This window comes from Nonomuraea sp. NPDC023979 (assembly GCF_040639085.1).
GTDB classification, from domain to species: domain Bacteria; phylum Actinomycetota; class Actinomycetes; order Streptosporangiales; family Streptosporangiaceae; genus Nonomuraea; species Nonomuraea ceibae.
Window position 1 is genome coordinate 178,646 of record NZ_JBEZZG010000009.1, and the last position, 18,367, is coordinate 197,012.

Annotated in this window: 17 protein-coding genes and 2 pseudogenes; 12 read left to right on the top strand and 7 right to left on the bottom strand. The window is 68.2% G+C overall.

The features are described from left to right. Positions 1–169: 169 nt before the first annotated feature. The gene (locus tag AB0G11_RS18925; protein WP_357587014.1) at positions 170–325 is read right to left on the bottom strand and encodes a hypothetical protein; all 156 of its coding nucleotides are present in this window, start codon (positions 323–325) and stop codon (positions 170–172) included. A gap of 154 nt (positions 326–479) precedes the next feature. On the opposite strand from AB0G11_RS18925, the gene AB0G11_RS18930 reads away from it, so the two are divergent. Next, entirely contained in the window at positions 480–2,645 is a 2,166-nt protein-coding gene (locus AB0G11_RS18930) for a serine/threonine-protein kinase (protein WP_357587016.1), read from the top strand. A 299-nt stretch (positions 2,646–2,944) separates the two neighbouring features. Here the strand turns inward: AB0G11_RS18930 and AB0G11_RS18935 are convergent. Further along, positions 2,945–3,238: pseudogene (locus tag AB0G11_RS18935) on the bottom strand (inositol monophosphatase family protein); the annotation flags it as partial. 41 nt (positions 3,239–3,279) lie between these two features. On the opposite strand from AB0G11_RS18935, the gene AB0G11_RS18940 reads away from it, so the two are divergent. Continuing rightward, the gene (locus tag AB0G11_RS18940) at positions 3,280–3,510 is read left to right on the top strand and encodes a hypothetical protein (RefSeq protein ID WP_357587018.1); all 231 of its coding nucleotides are present in this window, start codon (positions 3,280–3,282) and stop codon (positions 3,508–3,510) included. A 229-nt stretch (positions 3,511–3,739) separates the two neighbouring features. Here the strand turns inward: AB0G11_RS18940 and AB0G11_RS18945 are convergent, their stop codons facing one another. Together AB0G11_RS18945 and AB0G11_RS18950 are read right to left on the bottom strand one after the other, a co-directional pair. Further along, positions 3,740–4,369, bottom strand: a complete 630-nt coding sequence (locus tag AB0G11_RS18945; protein ID WP_357587020.1) for a 2'-5' RNA ligase family protein — start codon at positions 4,367–4,369, stop codon at positions 3,740–3,742. Between the two features lie 30 nt (positions 4,370–4,399). After that, positions 4,400–5,875, bottom strand: a complete 1,476-nt coding sequence (locus AB0G11_RS18950) for a helix-turn-helix transcriptional regulator (RefSeq protein ID WP_357587022.1) — start codon at positions 5,873–5,875, stop codon at positions 4,400–4,402. Between the two features lie 277 nt (positions 5,876–6,152). Here AB0G11_RS18950 and AB0G11_RS18955 point away from each other — a divergent pair, with 277 nt between their 5' ends. The 5 genes from AB0G11_RS18955 (at position 6,153) to tgmA (ending at position 8,896) form a co-directional block, all read left to right on the top strand. Continuing rightward, a complete protein-coding gene (locus tag AB0G11_RS18955) occupies positions 6,153–6,980 on the top strand; it encodes an SAM-dependent methyltransferase (RefSeq protein ID WP_357587024.1) in 828 nt (275 codons plus the stop codon). A gap of 5 nt (positions 6,981–6,985) precedes the next feature. Next, the gene (locus tag AB0G11_RS18960; protein ID WP_357587026.1) at positions 6,986–7,132 is read left to right on the top strand and encodes a hypothetical protein; all 147 of its coding nucleotides are present in this window, start codon (positions 6,986–6,988) and stop codon (positions 7,130–7,132) included. A 20-nt stretch (positions 7,133–7,152) separates the two neighbouring features. Further along, entirely contained in the window at positions 7,153–7,440 is a 288-nt protein-coding gene (locus AB0G11_RS18965; protein WP_357587028.1) for a hypothetical protein, read from the top strand. 204 nt (positions 7,441–7,644) lie between these two features. Beyond that, positions 7,645–8,538 (top strand): phosphotransferase, encoded by an 894-nt coding sequence (locus AB0G11_RS18970; protein ID WP_357587030.1) that lies wholly within the window; start codon positions 7,645–7,647, stop codon positions 8,536–8,538. A gap of 100 nt (positions 8,539–8,638) precedes the next feature. Next, positions 8,639–8,896, top strand: coding sequence for a putative ATP-grasp-modified RiPP (tgmA, locus tag AB0G11_RS18975; RefSeq protein WP_357587032.1), 258 nt, complete (start codon positions 8,639–8,641; stop codon positions 8,894–8,896). A gap of 15 nt (positions 8,897–8,911) precedes the next feature. Here the strand turns inward: tgmA and AB0G11_RS18980 are convergent. Then, positions 8,912–9,849, bottom strand: a pseudogene (locus AB0G11_RS18980) (IS5 family transposase). A gap of 290 nt (positions 9,850–10,139) precedes the next feature. On the opposite strand from AB0G11_RS18980, the gene AB0G11_RS18985 reads away from it, so the two are divergent. Both AB0G11_RS18985 and tgmC read left to right on the top strand, forming a co-directional pair. After that, positions 10,140–10,883 (top strand): hypothetical protein, encoded by a 744-nt coding sequence (locus tag AB0G11_RS18985; protein ID WP_357587034.1) that lies wholly within the window; start codon positions 10,140–10,142, stop codon positions 10,881–10,883. 5 nt (positions 10,884–10,888) lie between these two features. After that, positions 10,889–12,022 (top strand): ATP-grasp peptide maturase system methyltransferase, encoded by a 1,134-nt coding sequence (gene tgmC / locus AB0G11_RS18990; RefSeq protein ID WP_357587036.1) that lies wholly within the window; start codon positions 10,889–10,891, stop codon positions 12,020–12,022. A 268-nt stretch (positions 12,023–12,290) separates the two neighbouring features. On the opposite strand, the gene ribD is transcribed toward tgmC, so the two are convergent. Together ribD and AB0G11_RS19000 are read right to left on the bottom strand one after the other, a co-directional pair. Beyond that, a complete protein-coding gene (gene ribD / locus AB0G11_RS18995) occupies positions 12,291–13,202 on the bottom strand; it encodes a bifunctional diaminohydroxyphosphoribosylaminopyrimidine deaminase/5-amino-6-(5-phosphoribosylamino)uracil reductase RibD (RefSeq protein WP_357587038.1) in 912 nt (303 codons plus the stop codon). Beyond that, on the bottom strand, positions 13,202–14,410 hold the full coding sequence (locus AB0G11_RS19000) for a hypothetical protein (RefSeq protein WP_357587040.1): 1,209 nt from the start codon (positions 14,408–14,410) through the stop codon (positions 13,202–13,204). The genes ribD and AB0G11_RS19000 overlap by 1 nt, the downstream gene beginning before the upstream one ends. Before the next feature lie 194 nt (positions 14,411–14,604). On the opposite strand from AB0G11_RS19000, the gene AB0G11_RS19005 reads away from it, so the two are divergent. The 3 genes from AB0G11_RS19005 to AB0G11_RS19015 are packed head-to-tail and all read left to right on the top strand — an operon-like array spanning position 14,605 to position 18,334. Continuing rightward, the gene (locus AB0G11_RS19005) at positions 14,605–15,561 is read left to right on the top strand and encodes a thymidylate synthase (RefSeq protein WP_357587041.1); all 957 of its coding nucleotides are present in this window, start codon (positions 14,605–14,607) and stop codon (positions 15,559–15,561) included. Further along, positions 15,558–17,282: a carbamoyltransferase C-terminal domain-containing protein gene (locus tag AB0G11_RS19010; RefSeq protein ID WP_357587043.1), complete on the top strand. Its 1,725-nt coding sequence runs from the start codon at positions 15,558–15,560 to the stop codon at positions 17,280–17,282. Before AB0G11_RS19005 ends, AB0G11_RS19010 begins: the two co-directional genes overlap by 4 nt. Next, positions 17,279–18,334: a hypothetical protein gene (locus AB0G11_RS19015; RefSeq protein ID WP_357587045.1), complete on the top strand. Its 1,056-nt coding sequence runs from the start codon at positions 17,279–17,281 to the stop codon at positions 18,332–18,334. Before AB0G11_RS19010 ends, AB0G11_RS19015 begins: the two co-directional genes overlap by 4 nt. Positions 18,335–18,367: the final 33 nt, after the last annotated feature.

Sequence of the window (18,367 nt, forward strand, 5' to 3'; positions counted from 1 at the left end):
CACGCGTGGGGCCGGTGGACGGAGTGAAAAGTGGCCCTGAGCGGCGAGCTTCGCCCAGATGTCGCCGCGATCTCGAATGGGTCTGGGCTGGGGCCAGGGCGGCGCGGCTGTCGGCGCAGAACACGCCTTGAGCGATGGCCATCCCGCCAGGGCCGCCGAATGCTTCGGCTTATAGACGCCGCTGGCCCCGACGACTGGCCAGACCGTCGGCGACGATGCCGTCCGACAGGTCTGCGACCGGGCGCTCGATGCGCAGCTGTAGTCCCGCATCCTTGCGCAGGAAGTGAAATCGCTGGTAGAGCAGCGCGAACAACAGCTTGAGCAACCTCCAGGCGCACCCCGGCGCTGCCAGGAAACGAAACGCTGGCGTGCACCAGCTCTCGCGTCCAGACACCGATGGACTTGGAACGCTTCAATCCCTAGCATCACCTACATCCTTTTGATCTTTGATTGGTGCTGCCAAATTCTAAGGTGCACAAATGGTTCACGATGCTCATGGAGTGGCGCCTGCTCCGCTCCATCCGGTAGACCCGCGTCGGGTGGGGCCGTATCGAGTAGTGGGACGCCTCGGCGCGGGTGGCATGGGCGTTGTTCTTGCTGCCCTCGACACCTCAGGCGCGAGGGTGGCCGTCAAGCTCATTCACCCCGCCTACGCCTCCGATCACGAGTTCCGGACGCGGTTCGCCCGCGAGGTCGCGGTGCTGCGCCGAGTCCGCAGTACCTGCGTCGCCGAGGTCCTGGACGCTGACCCGGACGCCGCACTGCCATGGTTGGCGACTGAATACATTCCTGGACCGACCCTCGAAGCCCACATCAATAAGACGGGCGTTCTGACCGGTGACAGTGTGTTCGGCTTGGCCGCCGGGCTGGCGGAGGCGCTGAGCGCCATCCACGTCACTGGAGTCGTTCACCGCGATCTCAAGCCCTCCAACATCATCCTGGGGCCGCAGGGGCCGCGGGTGGTGGACTTCGGCATCGCACGAGCTCTGGATGGCACAGCGATGACCAGGACCGGAATGCTGCTAGGCTCGCCCGGCTGGATCAGCCCGGAGGAGTATCGCGGCGCCGAGGCTGGCCCGGAGGCTGACATCTACGGATGGGGCCTGGTCATGGTCTATGCCGTGACCGGAACACCACCCTTCGGCACAGGCCGGCCCGAGGTGATCGCCACCAGGGTGCTCGGCGAGACGGTGAAGACCGAGGCGGTGCCCGAGCCGTTGCGCGCACTGGTAGACCGTGCGCTGGCCAAGGAACCGGCAGAGCGTCCCGTCGGGCGTGAGGTCCTTTCCGCAGCTCTCAGCTACTGCCGACACGGCGATGAACCGGCGTCGGACGGCGGCGCAGAAACTGCCGGCGATATCACCACCCTGCTCACTCGTACCTGGACGGCGCCGACCGCGATTGAGTCCGTCTGGTCGGCACCTGCCGAACCCGAAGCCGACCGGACTGGGGATAAGTCCCGTCGGGGCAGTAAGACGCTCATAGCGGTGGTGGCCAGTGTGAGCATCGCAGCCGGCGCCGCGATGCTGCTGCCTCCAGTGTTAGCGCAGCCCTCACGTTCATCCCCCGCCACGACTATGCCAGCGGCGACGGCGGTTGCCGTTACCCCTCCCTCCACCCCTACGGCCGTACTTGCTGCTGGATCTCCTTCGCCCTCCCCCTTATCCTCCTTCAGGGTTACGGCCTTCCGGGGCATTACCTTCGACCTCCCGAGCGACTGGCGGCTGACCGAGGTGGGGGAAACGCTCGCCTGCCTCGAATCTCCTGACGACCACGGGGTCAGCGGTCCATGGGGGCTGCCGTGTCGGCCGGACTCGCTGGTGTTGGAACTGCAGCCCGAGCCCCTTACCTGGCCAGTGGCTAGTATCGACGGCCCGGACCAGGGGTGGACCCAGGGCAACGCCATCCTGCCCTGTCTGGCCGGTGGCAGTGTCACAGCCGATCCGAGGTACGCCTCCGCTGATGTGGACACCAATGAGCTTTCCGCCCGGTTGGCCCATGACGTGCTCGCCTACGATGAATACGCCACAGCCAGCGGCGGAAAGACGGTCGTCTCGGACTTGGAACCTCTTGCCGACGGGCGCAAGGCGGCCCACCGCCGGTGGAAGGTCGGATGCCACGAAGAAGATTGGACGTTCATTCAGGAGGCGTGGTGGCTGCCCGTCTCGCGCGTGGTCTTCTACTCACTGTCGGTCCGCCCCGGAAAGTCGGCCGTCTACGAGCGGATCGTGCGTTCAGCGGACTTGACGGAGTATGCCAAGGCTGCGGTAGCTTCGGCGAAGCCGGCGTTCGCCGAGGTCGAGAAGTTGGGCATGCTGAGCTTGTCGGACGATGCCTCCTCGCTGAGCTTTCAGGAAGCCAAGCGGCAGTGGGTGGACGAGAACGGCAGGCATGTCAGCGCCGCTCGAGGCAGTAACTGGTACGCCGCCGCAGTCGGCACCCCGGTAGAGGCCCAGCTATCCTCGGGCTTCACGTTCTATGCGCTTCGCGATGGCATGTCCGATCGCTACGACATGCGCACTCTGTCGGAGCTGAAAGAGTTCATCCGCGCCACTGCAGGAGTCAGGAGAGGCTTCCCAGCCTTCACCGTCTCCTTCGACGAGCGGGGCCGGATCTACGCCGTGGCGCAGGAATTCCAAGCATGACCTCGGGCATGTCCCCGAGCCCGAAAACTGTGCCTACGCCGATATCTCATTCGCCACGTGAGGCGAGGACGGTGGTGACAAGGCCAGCAGGTCGGCCCAGCTCTGCTGGGCCCTACGGAAAGTGACTTCAGCAGCCGCGAACTCACCGATGCGTGGCTGGGTTTCAGTAGAAGGGCCTCTCCACTCTAGGCGGCGTCGATGGAGGTAATGATGTCGGGTGCGAGGGTGTGGCTGGAGGCGGCAAAGAACTACTGCCGCCGGTCCATGGCCTTGTTGATGTTGGCCATGCTGCCGAACTGCTAATCCAGTGGTAAGGGGTTGCTTTCGAGGCCGAGGACCACGTCGCCCGCAGCTTCGAGGATGTAGTGCCCTGGCGCCAAGTCCCAGACTGCGAAGCCCATCGCGAACTCGATTGTCGCGTCGGTGAAGCTTGCCGCTACGTGGCACAGGCTGACGGATCCGAAGTCGACTCCGATGCGGCCGCGAACGGTGCCGTCCGGCGAAGGTGGGTTGAGCGCGTCGAGCAGGCGGGACTGGCGTCCGAGCGGTTGGAGTCGTTCGGCGGGCTTCATCAGGAAGTTCGTGATCATCGCAGTTCCGCGAAGCGGCGCATGCTCGCTCGTCGGGGGATGGCATGCGCAACACCACGCTGGAGCTGGGCTCCACCGAGAAGAGCTCGCGCGGCCCGCCGGCCACGGTGGCGCCTGACCCTGTCACGGTCACGATGAGCCCCTCACCGCGCAGCAACCGCAGCGCCTGCCGTACGGCGATCTGGCCCAGGCCGTGGATCTGCTGCAATCGGGGATTCGGAGGGGAGCGCGTCGCCGGGCTTCAGCCTGCTGGCGGCGACGTCGGCGCGGAGTGATGTCGGCCAGTTGCTTGTGCACTGGCCGGTCGGCGCCGAAGTTGATCACGACAACCTATGATCCTAGGCACCTCGTCTCCTACTTATGACCCTAGGAGCCCAGGCCCTAGCCTGGGCGAACGCAGTCGTCAGGCGTTCACAACCAGGAGCGAAATCTGTTCGTAGAGCGGCTAGACGAGGGCTGGGACCGCCGCCCTGGTGGGGACGGCGGACCTGACCCTCGCGCGCGTCAGTGCTCGTGTCCGGCCAGAGGCACCGTCTCGCACGGCTCCCACTCGTACATGCGCCGGTCTCGGTTGAGCACGATCAGTTCGGCGCTGCGCACCGGCGCGAGGGCGGGCGCCTCGTCCACCGCGTCCAGCGCCGCCTGCACGGGCTCCACAGGCCCGCTCGCGTTGCTGTAGGCGATGCTCACGTGGGCGGCGAACCCGCGCGCCGGTTCCGGCACTGTCGACCACACGGTGGCGATCGCCTTGCGCACGGCGTTGCGGACGGCGGACACCGGGCCGGATGGTGACGCCTCCCAGCGGATCGCCTCGGGCGTGATCCGCGGCCGGTCCAGCTTCAACTCGAACGGCTCGATGCCCGCGAGCATGGTGCGGGCAGCGTTGACGATGGCCTGGACGTCCTCCTCGCTGACCTCGTCGACGAAGCCGAGACCTTGCATCGTCAGGTGGAGCCACGGATCGGGCACCAGGTCCAGGCCGGGAACGTGGGTCAGACCCTGCCGGTAGCTCTGCGCCAGGCGGTGCACCTCTGGGGCGTTTTCGAAGGTGAGATGCCACGTGTAGAACCGCCGTCCCAGCGCCCAGCCTGGCCGCCACCACCAGTGGTCGGCCATCTGCTGTTCGTCGCTCACGATCCGCTGCCTCCTATGCTGAGATTCTCGTCAGATGATGGGCGGGCTTTCAGAGCAGGCCAGCATGCGCGGGACGGCTTGCAGAGCCCAGTCCTCGATCTCCCCCTGGATGATCTGCGCGGGGCTGCTGGTGGCCAGAGGGGATCGGGCCATTGCCGCGGCGAGCTCCCGCACCCGGCGTGTCACCGGATCCAGGCGTTGGTGCGAGGGGAGGGCCAGCACCGCCCGCAGGGGTGCCAGGGCCCCGTCCGGCTCGCCGAGGGTCAGGTGTGCGGCGGCCTGCACGATCCGCACTTGCGCGAGCGTCCCGTACGCCTCGTGCGGGTGCTGGTGGGAGAAGGCCCGATGGGTTTCGTCCAGCGCCTCGTCGGCGGCGCCCGAGCGCAGCAGGACGGCGGAGGCGTAGTTCGCGTGCCGGAACTCGGTGCAGGAGAAGATGCCGCCGATCTCGTCGCTGTCTGAGAGCGCATCCCTGGCTGCCGCTGCGCGGGACAGCGCATTGCGTGCGTCATCCAACGCTCCGAGGGTTGCCCAGGCGTCCGCTTCCTGGCAGGCGAGCAGGACGGACACCGTGCCGCGTGCCTGGTAGGTGGCGCCCCGGCGGGCGAGGTTGATTGCGTCGCGCAGCCGCCCGTCCCAGAACGCGATCTTGCTGCGGGTGGACAGCACCCACGCGCGCAGGTCGTCATGGCCGGCCAACTCGGCGCACAGCCATGCGGTGCGTCCCTGCGTGTCGGCGTCCCGGAGCTGCCCCACGTCGGAGCTGATCCAGGCCAGCAAGGCGCACAGGTAGCCGGCGACCGCGTACAGGTCAGTGCTCTGGCGAGGATGCTGATGTCCTTCGAGTAACGCGAAGACGCGGTCGCGGAGGGCCCGCGCCCGCTGGAACACCTCCAGCGGGTCTTGGGTGATGTAGTGCTGCGCCAGCGTGCGGGTGTCGGCGTGGAGTTGCTCGAGCGCGATGTCGCCAATGTTGGTGGCCTCGGCCCACTGCGCCCACGTCGCTGATTCGGCGGCGGTCGCCTTCACCAGCTCAACGCCGGTGAGGGCGGGGGGCTCCGGAACCGATGCCGGTGCCGTGGACGGCTCCGCGTCGGCGGGCCCGTCCGGTGTGGCGAGGAGTTTCAGTTCCTCGGCAGGGAGGGCGCGCCGGTCGTCCAGATCGAGCAGGTCGCTGATCGTGCAGCCGTACACCTTGGCCAGGAGGGTGAGAACTTGCAGCGACGGGCGGCGGCTGGATGGCCCCGGCCACTTCTCCCACTTGCCCACGAGGGAGGCGTCGGCGGCCAGCGCGCTGCCACGGCGGGCGGCCGCGGCCTCGTTCAGACGATCTGCGGTCTGCTGGAGACTCCAGCCATGCGCGTGGCGCCACGCCTCGCGGGGGCGGAACCCCCAGCAGGCACGCATCTCGGCCACGATCTGTGCGGCGGTGCAGCCAGCTACGGACAGTTCCGTCCGAAGTGCTTCACGCGCGGCGCGCGCCCCGGGCTTGGGGTCTACGGCCATAGGTTCTCCCTTGGCGGTAGTGCTGTCGAGACAACCACAGTAACGGCGGCCCACCCTCCGTGATCGGGCACATCTTGGCCGGGTGTCCAAATCCGCCGCCCAAGTAGCGCATTCACGCATGTCGGAGCCGCCGTGGGGTGTCCAACGGATATGGACATCACTGCCCGTGACGGTCCCCATGCGGGCAGCGTTCAATGGTTTCAGCAGTTCCACCGCCACAGGAGCAACAGCCCCACCGCATGGCTCCGCGACCCGTATCCGTTAGAGGCCAACGCCCATGACCACATCACCGAGCAGCACCCCCGACGCCGGAGGCAACATCCCTTCGACGCCAGCGCGCATCTACAGCGCGCTCAGCCCCACCGGTAGGGACCATTTCGCCGCCGACCTTGATGCCGCAGCCGCCCTCGACGAGGCTCTGCCCGAATGGCGGTTGATCGCCCAGTCGAACCGCCAGTGCCTGGGCCGCATGGTCGCTTACGCCGTCGAGCTCACCGACCAGGACTCGTCGCCGCAGGTCCTCGACATCAGCGCCGGCCTGCCGGATCAGCCGCCCAACGTGCACGAGGTCGCGCAGCGGGCACGCCCTGACGCCCGGTGCGTGTATGTCGATCACGACGAGCAGGTGTGCGTGGACGGACGCGCCCTGCTGCGTGAGGAAGGCGTGGCCATGGTCGAGGCCGACCTACGCGAGTCCTCCCGGCTCCTGGCGGAGGTCGAGAAGGCGGGTCTGGTCGACTTCAGCCGTCCGGTCATCGTCGTCATGGGGGCGGTGCTGCACTTCCTGGATGACGGCCAGGCCGAGGAGGCGCTGACCGTCCTGCACGACCACCTCGCGCCGGGCAGCCTGCTGCTGGCCACGCATGCCACCCGCGACGTGCCCTGCCCGCCCGACTGGGTCGAGGCTGCCCGCGCCCTGTACGAGCGGCCGACCGGCCAGGCCCTGTATCTGCGGACGCGCCAGCGGATCGGGAAGCTGCTCCTTCCGTGGGGGCCGCTGCACCCTCCCGGCCTGACGACGACCGAGACGTGGCATCCGTACTACGCCACCGCGATGGTGGAGCCCGCCCCTTACTTCCTCGCCGGCGTGGCCGGGCCGAGGTGATGAGCGTGGCGTGGCAGCAGCCCACCCCAGCGTCCCCCGCGACGCCGCTCCTGCCGCGCCACGACGCCGGCCCGGTGACTACATCCGCCGGCACCGCCGGGTTCGGGCCGCCCTTCCTCCGCGGCGACCCGAACCCGGTGCCCAACACGTGAGCGTTTTCCCTGGAGATGTGATGTATGAGGACCTGGACGCTTCGGCCACAGAGCGGCTGTGGCCGTGCTCTGACGGCGATCAAGTGGGCCGCCAGATCGCCGACAACGTGGCGAAGCACACCGGCGGCCGGTGGTTGGCGGTATGGGGCTCCTACAGCCAGGCGTTGACCCTCTTCTGGCGCGGCCCCGCCCCAAGAGGCGGCTACTGCTTCCAGACCGGTCTGGACAGCGTCTGGGACAGCATCGCCGCGGCGGAGCTGGAGATGGCCCTCCAGTACCCGTTCGGGCCGCCCCTGACGTGGAGGTGAGCCTGGTGAATGCCGTTGCGCTGTGGTTCCTGGCCCAGCCCATGGCCAAGCGCAGGAAGCCCGACACCATCCAGGGCAGCCCGGGCGGGCCGGACCCGGCCGAGCCGCCCCAGCCGGAGCCCGCTCCCAGCCGGAGCCCGCTCCCGGACGCTGCCCGAGGCCGAAGAAGGGGAACACATGACGATGAACCGAACGGAGCCTACGATGAGCAGGCTCACATGGGAAGACCTGCCCGAGCCTGTCCGCGACCGCGTCCAGGCGGGGACCGGGCAGGTGGTGAAGACCGAACCGGCGGCCCGCAGCGGTCTCATGCCGGGCCTGACCGCCCGCCTGCACCTCCTTGACGGCAGCAGCCGCTTCCTGAAGGCGATCCGGTCCAGCCACGAAGCCGTCCGGCTGAACTGGGCGGAGGAGTGGGTCAACCGCGTCCTCCCGGCGACGATGCCCTCTCCGGCCCTGCTGTGGCACAGCAACGGCGACGGCTGGCACCTGATGGTGTTCGAGTACGTCAACGACCACGCCCGCCACGCCGACCTGTCACCTGGCAGCCCTGACCTGCACGCCGTGCTGGACACGCTCGCTCTGATGCAGGGGCTGCTCACCCCATGCCCGCGCGGCGCTCTGCCGATCGCCCGGAACCTGGCGCCGCTCCACCGCAAAGCCCGCCACCTGCTCGACAGCGAGCAGGTCAACGACCTGGATCTGTATCTGGCGGCGATCGGCCGCTTCTGCGACGACGACCTCGACGGGGACACGCTGATCCACTACGACCTCAACCCGGGCAACCTGCTCGTCTCCCGAGGCCGGGTGAACGTGCTCGACTGGTCGTTCGGATGCCGGGGCGCGGCCTGGGTGGAAAGCGCCCTGTTCGCGCCCCGCCTCGTCCAGGCCGGCCACACCCCCGCCGGCGTCGACGAGCTGCTCACCACGATCCCCGGCTGGTCCGAAGCGCCGCGTGACGCCGTGGCGGGCCTCGCCGCCCTGTGGACCCTCTTCCGCACCTACAAGGCGCTGCACGGGCCGCAAGAGCACCGCCCGGCCCGCGCCGCAGCGGCATCGGCCGGGCATGCCTGGCTGCTGCACGTGGCCGCCAGGTAGCGCTGCCGCACGCGGCTCTGGCGCGGACCGCCACGCACGAAAGGGAGGCTGGCTCACCTCTCGACGCAGCGACAATCCGTCACCCGAAAGGGGCAACACCATGGCAACTCTGCTGAAGCCCTGGGGCCTGACCCGGGCCACCCCGCAACTCCCAGCATCCGCGCCGCCGTGGGCGGCCACCCAGCTCGACCCCGACACCCAGCTCACCGTGTTCCTCGACGAGCACGGCAACCCGATCGACATCACGAACGGCACCAGCCGCACCTACGTGTCCGTGAGCATGTCGAAGCCCACCGATGGTGACGGCAAGGGCAGCGAACAGGCCGACGACTCGCCCAACGACCAGGAAAAGGACTAGGAGCTGTTTCTTGGATCAGGTTCGGAGCCAGATGACCAGGGCGGCCAGGGTGACGGTGCCGAGGAAGATGTAGGCGCGTTTGTCGTAGCGGGTGGCGACGGCCCGGAAGTTTTTCAGCCGGTTGATCGCCCGTTCGACGACGTTGCGCGCTTTGTAGCGTTCGGCGTTGAAACCGGTTGGCCGTCCTCCGGTTGAGCCTCGTCGGCGGCGATGGGCGCGTTGATCGCGTGGCTCGGGGATGGTGTGGCGGATCTTGCGGCGGCGCAGGTAGGAGCGGTTGGCGCGGGAAGAGTACGCCTTGTCCGCGGCCAGGCTGTCAGGCCGGGTGCGTGGGCGTCCCGGTCCCAGCCGGGGTATGCGGATGGTGGCCAGCACTCGCCGGAACTGCGGGCTGTCGCCGTACTGGCCCGGTGTCAGGACCAGCGACAGTGCCCGGCAGCGGCCGTCCGCCGATAGATGGATCTTGGTGGTGAACCCGCCACGGGAGCGGCCTAAGCACTCCCCAGTCTGACCACCTCCTCCAGCCGGGCGGCCAGTGTCGCCAGCACCGGATCGCCCCGGTTTGTCCCGGCGGTGTCCCCCTTTTGCCGTCCCCGCACGGGCGGGGGCGGTGTGCGGGGCGCGCCGGCGGCGTGCTGGTGGGCCCGCACCGTGGTGGAGTCCACGGAGATGTCCCAGCCCACCCGCCCCTCGGCGTCTTGCTCGGCCTGGATCGCGGCCAGCAGCATCTGCCAGGTGCCATCGGCCGACCAGCGGCGGTGCCGTTTGTAGACCGTGATCCAGGAGCCGAATCGTTCGGGCAGGTCACGCCAGGGCAGGCCGGTGCGGGCCCGATACAGCACGCCGTTGATCGTCCTTCGGTGGTCATTCCACCGCCCGCCCCGCCCGCCGCCCTTGGGAAGCAGCGGTTCGAGCCGTTCCCACTCCGCGTTCGTTAAGTCACCCCGACCCATATGCCCATCGTGACGTCTCAACCACGAACGGTCAGCAGATCTAAGAAACAGCTCCTAGCCGCAATGCGATCCACTCCGGGCACCGTCATGGTGATCACGTCCGAGCAGGACGCCACGGCCAACCTGGTCATCGCCGCGCTGAACGAGCGGGGCGCGCCGGTCGCCCGGGTGGATCCGGCGGACATAGGCGCCGGCCTGACCTTCCACGCCCAGGCCGGTGCCGATCTGCCCGGCTGGTCCGGCCTCCTGCGTACCCCAGCCGGGACATCGCGCTGGAGCAGGTGCGGGCGGTGTACTACCGGCGGCCCTCGCTGTGGCGCTTCGACGACCTGGACGTGCAGGCGCGCGAGTTCGCCAAGGCGGAGGCGCGGCACGGGCTGAAGGGGATGCTGGCCGCGCTGCCCGGCTGCCGCTACGTCAACCACCCCGCGGCCAATGAGCGGGCCGAGGTGAAACCCGCCCAGCTCCAGGCAGCGGCCGACGCGGGCCTCGACGTTTCGGCCACCCTGATCACCAACGACGCCGCCGCCGTGCGCGAGTTCGCCGCCAAGCACGCCCCGATCGTCTACAAGTCGCTGCGGGGTGTCCCGCCCGCGCCCGGCGGCGAGGTCGCGGCGATCTGGACGCAGCGCATCGACCCCGCCGACATCGACGACGACGCGCTCACCCTGACGGCGCACCTGTTCCAGGCCGAGGTGCCCAAGACCGCTGATGTGCGCCTCACGATGGTCGGCAACCACGCGTTCGCTCAGGCGATCACCACCCCGGGCGGGGAACTCGACTGGCGGCGCGGCGACTGGGAGAAGCTCCACCACACCCCCGTCCCGGTGCCGCCGCACATCCACGCCGCGGCACGGGCCTACCTGGACATCTTCGGGCTGGCCTTCGGCTGTTTCGATTTCTCCCTCAACGAGTCCGCCGGCGGCGACGCCGACTGGACGTTCATGGAATGCAACCCGAACGGGCAGTGGGGGTGGCTGCCCGACGCGGCAGCGATAGCGTCCGCGTTCGCCGACATCCTCCTGAAAGGATGAACCACATGACCGACCCGGCCCTCATGGCGCGGAGCGAGCTCGCCGACGCGATCGGCTCTCCAGCCTGGCGCACAGCGGTGGAGGCGGTACCGCGCGAGCTGTTCGTGGGCGGCGCCTTCTATCAGCATGACCCCGTCGCCGGCTGGACGCCCGTGCGCGCCTGCGAGTTCAGCCGGGAGGAGTGGCTGGCGAAGGTCTATCGTGACGTGACGCTGGTGACGCAGGTGTCCGGCGTCCTGGCCGAGCACGCCACCCACGGCTTGGAAGGCGTGGTGAGGCCGACGTCGTTGTCCACGCTGCCCAGCCTCGTGGTGCGCATGCTGGACGCGGCCGAGATCGCCGAGGGGGACACGGTGCTGGAGATCGGCACCGGCACCGGTTACTCCACCGCGCTCCTGTGTCACCGGCTCGGCGCCAGCGCTGTCACCTCGGTCGAGTACGACCCCGACGTGGCCGACAGGGCGGCGGCAGCGCTTGCGCTCGCCGGGTACAGGCCCACCCTCGTGCAGGGCGACGGGCTGCACGGCTACGCCCCCAACGCCCCGTACCGGCGGCTCATCGCGACCTGTGCCGTGCGCGTGATCCCGGCCGAGTGGGTGCTGCAGGTTAGCCCCGGCGGGACGATCACCACGCCGATGCTCGGCTGGACCGAAGGAGCGGCGTTCGCCCACCTGTACGTGGCCGACGACGGGACCGCGTCCGGCCGGTTCCTGGACACGGTGTGGTTCATGCCGGCCCGGACCCATGCCGCCCCGCCGCTGGAGTCGATCGAGCTCGGGGTCGGCACGAAAAGCTACACCCGCACCGACCCGTCCCTGTTGAAGGACGACACCGCCCGGTTCGTGGCCCAGCTCGCCGTTCCGCAGGCCCAGCACGCGTGGGCGGGCGACATCCTGACGCTGGATGACCCCGGCAGCGGCTCCCACGCCGACGTCAGGCCCGACCAGGCGGGCCGCTGGCTCGTCCACCAGCAGGGGCCGGCCAGCCTGTGGGACGACGCCGAGAGGGCGCTGAGCGTGTGGCTCGAAGCCGGGAAGCCCGGCCAGTCCGCGTTCACCATCACCGTGACGCCCGACCGACAGTGGGTGTCGCTCGAGATGCAGGGCCGTGATGACCTGCGGTGGGACCTGCCTGCCTGACCCAGGGCCCCTGCCACAAAGACGACTAACCACCCGGGCGCCCCGCCCGAGACTGGCATCAGGACGAGAGCTGCCTCCATGGGGGTGGCTTCGCATCTGTGGGTGAGAGTGGTCGGTCGCTACTATGGCGCGGGGCGAGAGTCGCGCCGTGGAGGAATACGAGACAGACCCTGGGTCCTGTCGCGCGAGGAACGAATGCGTCGAGCTGAAGACGAGGGAGGGCTCGCCCTCGTCATTGCTCGTCAGTGGCAGTTGACGCTAGTTATCGCTATGGCTGGCCGGGAGTCCCATGAAGCCACCTGGCGGCACCAATCACGATGTGTCCAGCAACTCGGCATATGTCAGTGAGGTGAAACCCAACCGGCACCATCTCCAACTGCCCCGCGCTTCGCGATGAAGCGGACGGACCCTGTTCTGGGATATATGCCACGATATGCCCGATGAGAGCGTCCGCTAGAAAGGCCGCAGCCAGATCCTCACCACCGTCGATCAACAGCCGTCGGACGCCGCCGGAATAGAGCGCCTTCAACAGTTCGTCAGTCCCAAGCTGTAGAGGGTTGGACGGGAGGTGAACCACATCAGGCCCGTGGCTATTGGGTACCGCCTCCTCCAGTCGGCCATCGGCGTGCAAGACAGCGTCGGCCGTGAGAAGCAGGTGTCGGGATTCCGGTACGTGATCGAGGGCTCCCGTCAGCCCTGAGGACGTCTGCGTGTAGACCCAAGTGAGAACGGGACGCCCCTGACGGAGTGCGGTTCTCCACTGATCAAGTGCGAGCAGGGCCTCATCGGCGAGGACATCGGTCTCCACGCTCACCCCGGCCTTACGCAGATCGTTCACCCCGCCATCGCCTCTGGAGGTCGGGTCGAGCAGGGCGACGACCACCCGCGATATACCGGCGTCGATGAGAAGCTGGCGGCAGGCGGGGGCTCGGCCGACATGGTTACAGGGTTCGAGCGTGACCACAGCCGTGCCGCCCTTCGCCGCAGGCCCGGCAGCCAACAGCGCGTTGCCCTCCGCGTGGGCTTCGCCTTTGCGGGCGTGATACCCCTCGCCGACCGGTCGCCCGGCTGCGTCGAGGATCACGCAACCGACGGGAGGGTTGGGGCTCGTGGAGCCGAGGCCATGGGCGGACAGGGCAATAGCTCGGCGCATGGCCTGGAGTTCGAGGGGGGAGGCCATCAGCCGGCCGCCGTGCCTGCGAGAGCCAGTCTGAACGTGGCCACCGACGGAAGACGACGGTGGACGCTCAGCTTGCGCTCGACCGCGGTGAGCACGTTGACGATCCTCACTGATCCGGCTGCCCTGGCGATGGACAGAGCCTCGACCGCGGTGGCGGCGGCGTGTTCCGGCTCGCCTTGACCGGCGTAGGCTTCGGCCAGTCCTGCCAGGGCCATCCCTCGATCTCGCCGGTACACCGTGGGAAGGGCGGGAAGTGCGCTCTCGTAGGCGGTGACCGCGCGTTTGGGCTGGTTCAATTCCAGCCAGCAGCGGGCTCGCTGGGCCTGCACGTAGGCGGCGGTACAGAACGAGCCGTGACCGCCGCGGGCGTCACCGGCGTCGTTCACTGCCAAGGCCAGCGAGAGCGCCTCGTCCAGTAGCCGCTGACAGGCCCGTTCGTCGCCATCGAGGGCGTGCCCTTGGGCCTGTTGCTGGACGATAGCGGCACGCATCGGCGAGGGCAGGTGATCACCTTGGCGCAGTGCGGAGGTGGCCAGGCCGAGTACGTCGCCCGCTCGGCGGCTGCCCATCGCCTGTTGACTACGGCGGAACATCGTCCACGCGATCAATTGGTTGTCACCCACTTCGTAGGCCCAGGTGGCCGCCCGGTCGGTCCAGTGCCCGGCCTGGTCCGCATCCCCGGCGTCCTCGAACAGCCAGGCTGCCGACTCCGCGTACCGAGCGGCCAGGCGAAGCACGTCTACCCGGTCGTCTCCGCGAGCAGGGACAAGTAGCTGCTCAAGGACGGCGATCTGCTCGCAAACCGCTGGAATGGTGTGGCGGGGGCCGAGGAGGTTGTCGCGCTGCACCAGCAGATGCCACTGTTCGCGCAGGTGATCCAGAACGTCGCTGTACTGCCCGCCGATGGGCGTCGCCACCGTCGTGTCATGTCGCCTGGGCGGCAGGAGCTCCGTGGCCTGACCACCGAACAACTCGGCCTCGCTCACTCCTAGAGCCTTGGACAGCAGCATCCGATCAAGGGCGTTGGGCTTGTGGGTGCCAGCCTCCCAGTAGCGGATGTTCCGGCAGATGCTCGCCGTCTTGGGCAACGGCATCCCTTCCCCGGCGACCTGCCGCATCAGCCGGACAAGAGCTTTCTGGCTGAGCAACGCTTCGTGCCTTGCCTGGCGCAGTCGTATCGCCCAGTCGGGCGTCGCCTGGTCGTTCATCCGTTGCACCTCGCCGGGGAGAGGAAGGAGGGGGCGGAAAGCTCCCCTCTTGCTTCCTCCAGTCTCCTCTGCCGCCACGGGGTCTTTCCAGGCTGTGATGAAGCTGTGCCTGCGCGGCACGAGGTGGGCGCCGACCAGACAGCCGCGATTCAGGACATTCCTCTGTCCTTCAAGGAGCCCGGAAGGGAAATCCAGTGACAACCATCTCCGGTGGCACGATCGCTGAGCTGTTCTCCGGCGCGGTCCGCCTGACCCTGAATGGGGAGAAGGTCAAGCCGCGTGGGATGGAGACGCGTGAAGTGCTGGACGTACGGCTGCTCTTGGAGCGGCCTCGCGCCCGTCTGCTCTACGCTCCTCCGGCACGTGTCCTGAACACCGCGTTCGCGGTCGCCGAAACCGTCTGGATCCTGTCCGGGTCAGACGCACCCTGGATCTACGACTTCAATGGTCAGCTACGGCAGTATGCCGAGGACGACGGCATCCTGCGTGGGGCGTACGGGCCTCGGATGCGTCGCTGGGACGGCCACGTCGACCAACTCGCTCAGGTGCTCGTCACCCTGCAGGCCGACCCACATTCGCGGCGGGCTGTCATCCAGCTCTACGACCCCGTCCGCGACGCCGGCGGGCACCGAGACGTGCCCTGCACTCTGGGCTACCGCTTCCACCTGCGCCAGGGACGGCTGCACATGGCGACCACCATGCGCAGTCAGGACCTCTGGACCGGCCTGCCGTACGACATCTTCGCGGCCACGACCCTCCAGGAGCTGATGGCCGGTTGGCTGGGCGCCGAACTCGGCGACTATCACCACCACGTCGACTCCCTGCACCTGTATGAGCGGGACCTGGACAAGGCTGTCGGCGTCGTACAGCCGGGTGAGACGGTCATGCCTGCTCCGGACCTGCCCTCTTTGGAGACGCCTTGGGAGGGATTCGATGCCCTTCTCTCCGACGTGCGGTCTGGCAGGCCGGTCCACCATCCCGGTTGGAAGGGGATGGCCGCGGTGCTGGCCAGCTACCAGCTATGGAAGCGGGGCAACCGCGAGGCCGCTCTGCAGGCGGCTGGAACGATCAGCGGCCCTCTGGGAGACGGGTTGCGAGCCTGGTATGCCGCTCTTCAGAGCAGGGCCGGGACTCAGGAACAGGCAGGGTGATCGAAGTGTCTTCTCACGTTGTCCTGGGCGTCTGCTCCTTCACCCACGACTCGGCGGCGGCTCTCCTGGTCGATGGCGAGCTGGTCGGCTTCGTGGAAGAGGAGCGCCTGTCCGGGATCAAACACACCCGCGCCTTTCCCGAGGAGGCGGTCGGCTGGCTGCTGAACGCGGCGGATGTCACTGCTGAGCAGGTGAACGCGGTCGCCTACAACTTCCATGGTCTTCACTACCTGCGGGCGGCGGCGACGTCGCTCGGCCTGATCGCCACGCCTGCTGCGCGCGGGCGAGCCGTGGCTCGTGCGGCCAGTTTCGCGAAGGTGGGTCTGCGTACCCTGCGGCGGGTACGGAGCCTTGGCCTCCGCTTTCCGCGCGCTCGCGTCCAGCCTGTGCTTCATCACCGAACTCACCAGATGTACTCCTTCGCGGCGTCTGGGTGGGACCGAGCGGCCGTCCTGGTCGTGGACAGTCTGGGCGAGGCGCAGACCACCACCGTGGCGGTAGGGCTTCAATCGGGTGGCGGCCTGCCCGTTCTTCACACCGTGCACGCGATACGAGACCCCGCATCGCTCGGCTACGCCTATGGGGCGGTCACCGAGCACCTGGGCTGGCGGCGTGGAGACGAGGAGGGCACCGTGATGGCCCTCGCCGCTCTGGGAGATCCGGCCCGCTTCCGCAGATTGTTCGCGCGGGCCATTCCTGTGACCGATACCGGGTTCGCCCTGCATCCGGAGTACTTCGCGCCGAGGGTGCTCTCGTCCGCCTACACCCGCCTGACGCCGCGCTTCGCTGCCGAGACCTGTCCCCGCCGCGCCCCTGAGGATCCCGTCACTCAAGTTCACCAGGACCTGGCCGCCGCACTCCAGGAACGCACCGAAGTGGTGATGCTGCACCTGGCCGCCCTGACGAAGACGCGTACCGGAATGAGGCGGTTGTGCCTGGGGGGCGGGGTTGCCACCAACTGTGTAGCCGTGGGGAAGGTCGTCGAGTCAGGGCTCTTCGAGGAGGTCTTCGTGCCTCCCGCACCCGGCGACGCCGGCACCGCCATCGGTGCTGCGGCTGCCGTCTATGTGCAGAGCAACAGCCGCCCCGTTTCCGGTGTCGCCGGTAGGTGCTACCTGGGGCCCGCCTACCCCGACTGGAGTCCAGACCTATCGTCGTGGCCTGGGACGACGGCGCGACAGATTGGTAGTGACATTGCCGACGCCCTGGCCGAGCGCCTGGCAGCAGGGCAGATCATCGGTGTGTTCCGAGGCCGAATCGAAGTAGGCCCTCGTGCGCTGGGTAACCGCTCCATCCTCGCCTCGCCCTTGAGCGCGGGCGTGGTGGCACGGCTGAACGACACGGTGAAGTTCCGGGAACCGTTCCGGCCGTTCGCGCCCATGGTGATGGCCGAACGCGCCGCTGACTACTTCACGCTCGGCCAGGAGGCGCCGTTCATGTCGATGGCCTCGGGCGTGACTGACCTCGCTCGTGATCGCATCCCCGCGGTCGTCCATGCCAACGGCACGGCACGCGTCCAAACCGTCCACAAGGACGGCAACCCGTTCATGTACGCCGTGCTGAGCGCCTTCGCCCAACACACTGGGATCCCGGTTTTGATCAACACCTCACTCAATGTCAAAGGCAAGCCGATGTGCGGCACTCCGGCTATGGCGCTCGATTGCCTGGCCAACAGTGGCCTGGACGCGCTGCTCCTGGAGAGCTGGTGGGTCACCTCATGAAGATCGGATACAGCTTCTGGGGATTCATGGGGGCCGGCATCACCGACACTCCGGACGGCGGACGCAGCCACCGCCGCCCTTTCATCAACGCCATCCAGTCAGCAGGCCATCAGGTCGTCTTCCTCCAGTCGAACCGCGACCTTATCGAGGCCCAGGACACCATCGCCGATTCCTGCCGGTTCGACGCAGGCCTGCCCGAGATCGATGCGCTCTTCATGGAATGGCGCTGGCCCATCCCTGGCCGCAACACCACAGCCTGTGGCTCACTTGGACACACCTGCGACCTGCATCGGCAAGCGGCGCTCCTCGACCACTACACCCACGAGCTCGGCCTGCCGACGATCATCTGGGACAAGGACCGCCGGCTTCCACTCAATGACGCATTGCGCCACCACGCCGCCGTGGCGGTGTGCGAAGCCGCGCTTACACCCTCACCCGGCGCGCGTTCACTGCTGTTCCCGTTGGACGACGCTCTCTTGCAGGCCGCGGACCCGGTGGCGCTCGCGTCTCAGCCTCGGCCCTTTCCGCTGGGCTACATCGGCAATCAGTACGACCGCGACGAGGCGTTCCACCACTACTTCGCACCTGCAGCGGCTCGACTGCCGCACTGGGTGGCCGGCAAATGGCCAGACACCCGGAGATGGCCGCATGTCACCTTTCTCGGGAGGGTGCCCTTCAGCGACGTGGCCCGTATGTACGGGGAGAGCCTGGCCACGGTTCTCCTCCTACCGGACCGGTACGAAACGGCAGGCCAGATGACTCAGCGGATCTTCGAGGCGGGGCTGGCCGGATGTCTTCCGCTCGCGCCCGCCACGATCTCTCACGTGGAGCGGTTCGTTCCCAGCGAGCTGGTCGTCAGCAGCGGGGCCGACGTGGTCGATTCAGTGCGTCGGCTCTGGTCCATCGCCGGCACCACCGAGCATGCTGACTTGATCGCCGCGTGCTTGGCCAAACTGGAGATCTTCCGGCTGGACCGGCAGATCCAGGCGCTGCAGGAGGTCCTGGCCGAACTCGCCGCTCTCCGTTTCCAGGCGACGGGGGCACGTTCATGAGCGTCCCTTCACGGCCCCTGACCTGCTCGCCTG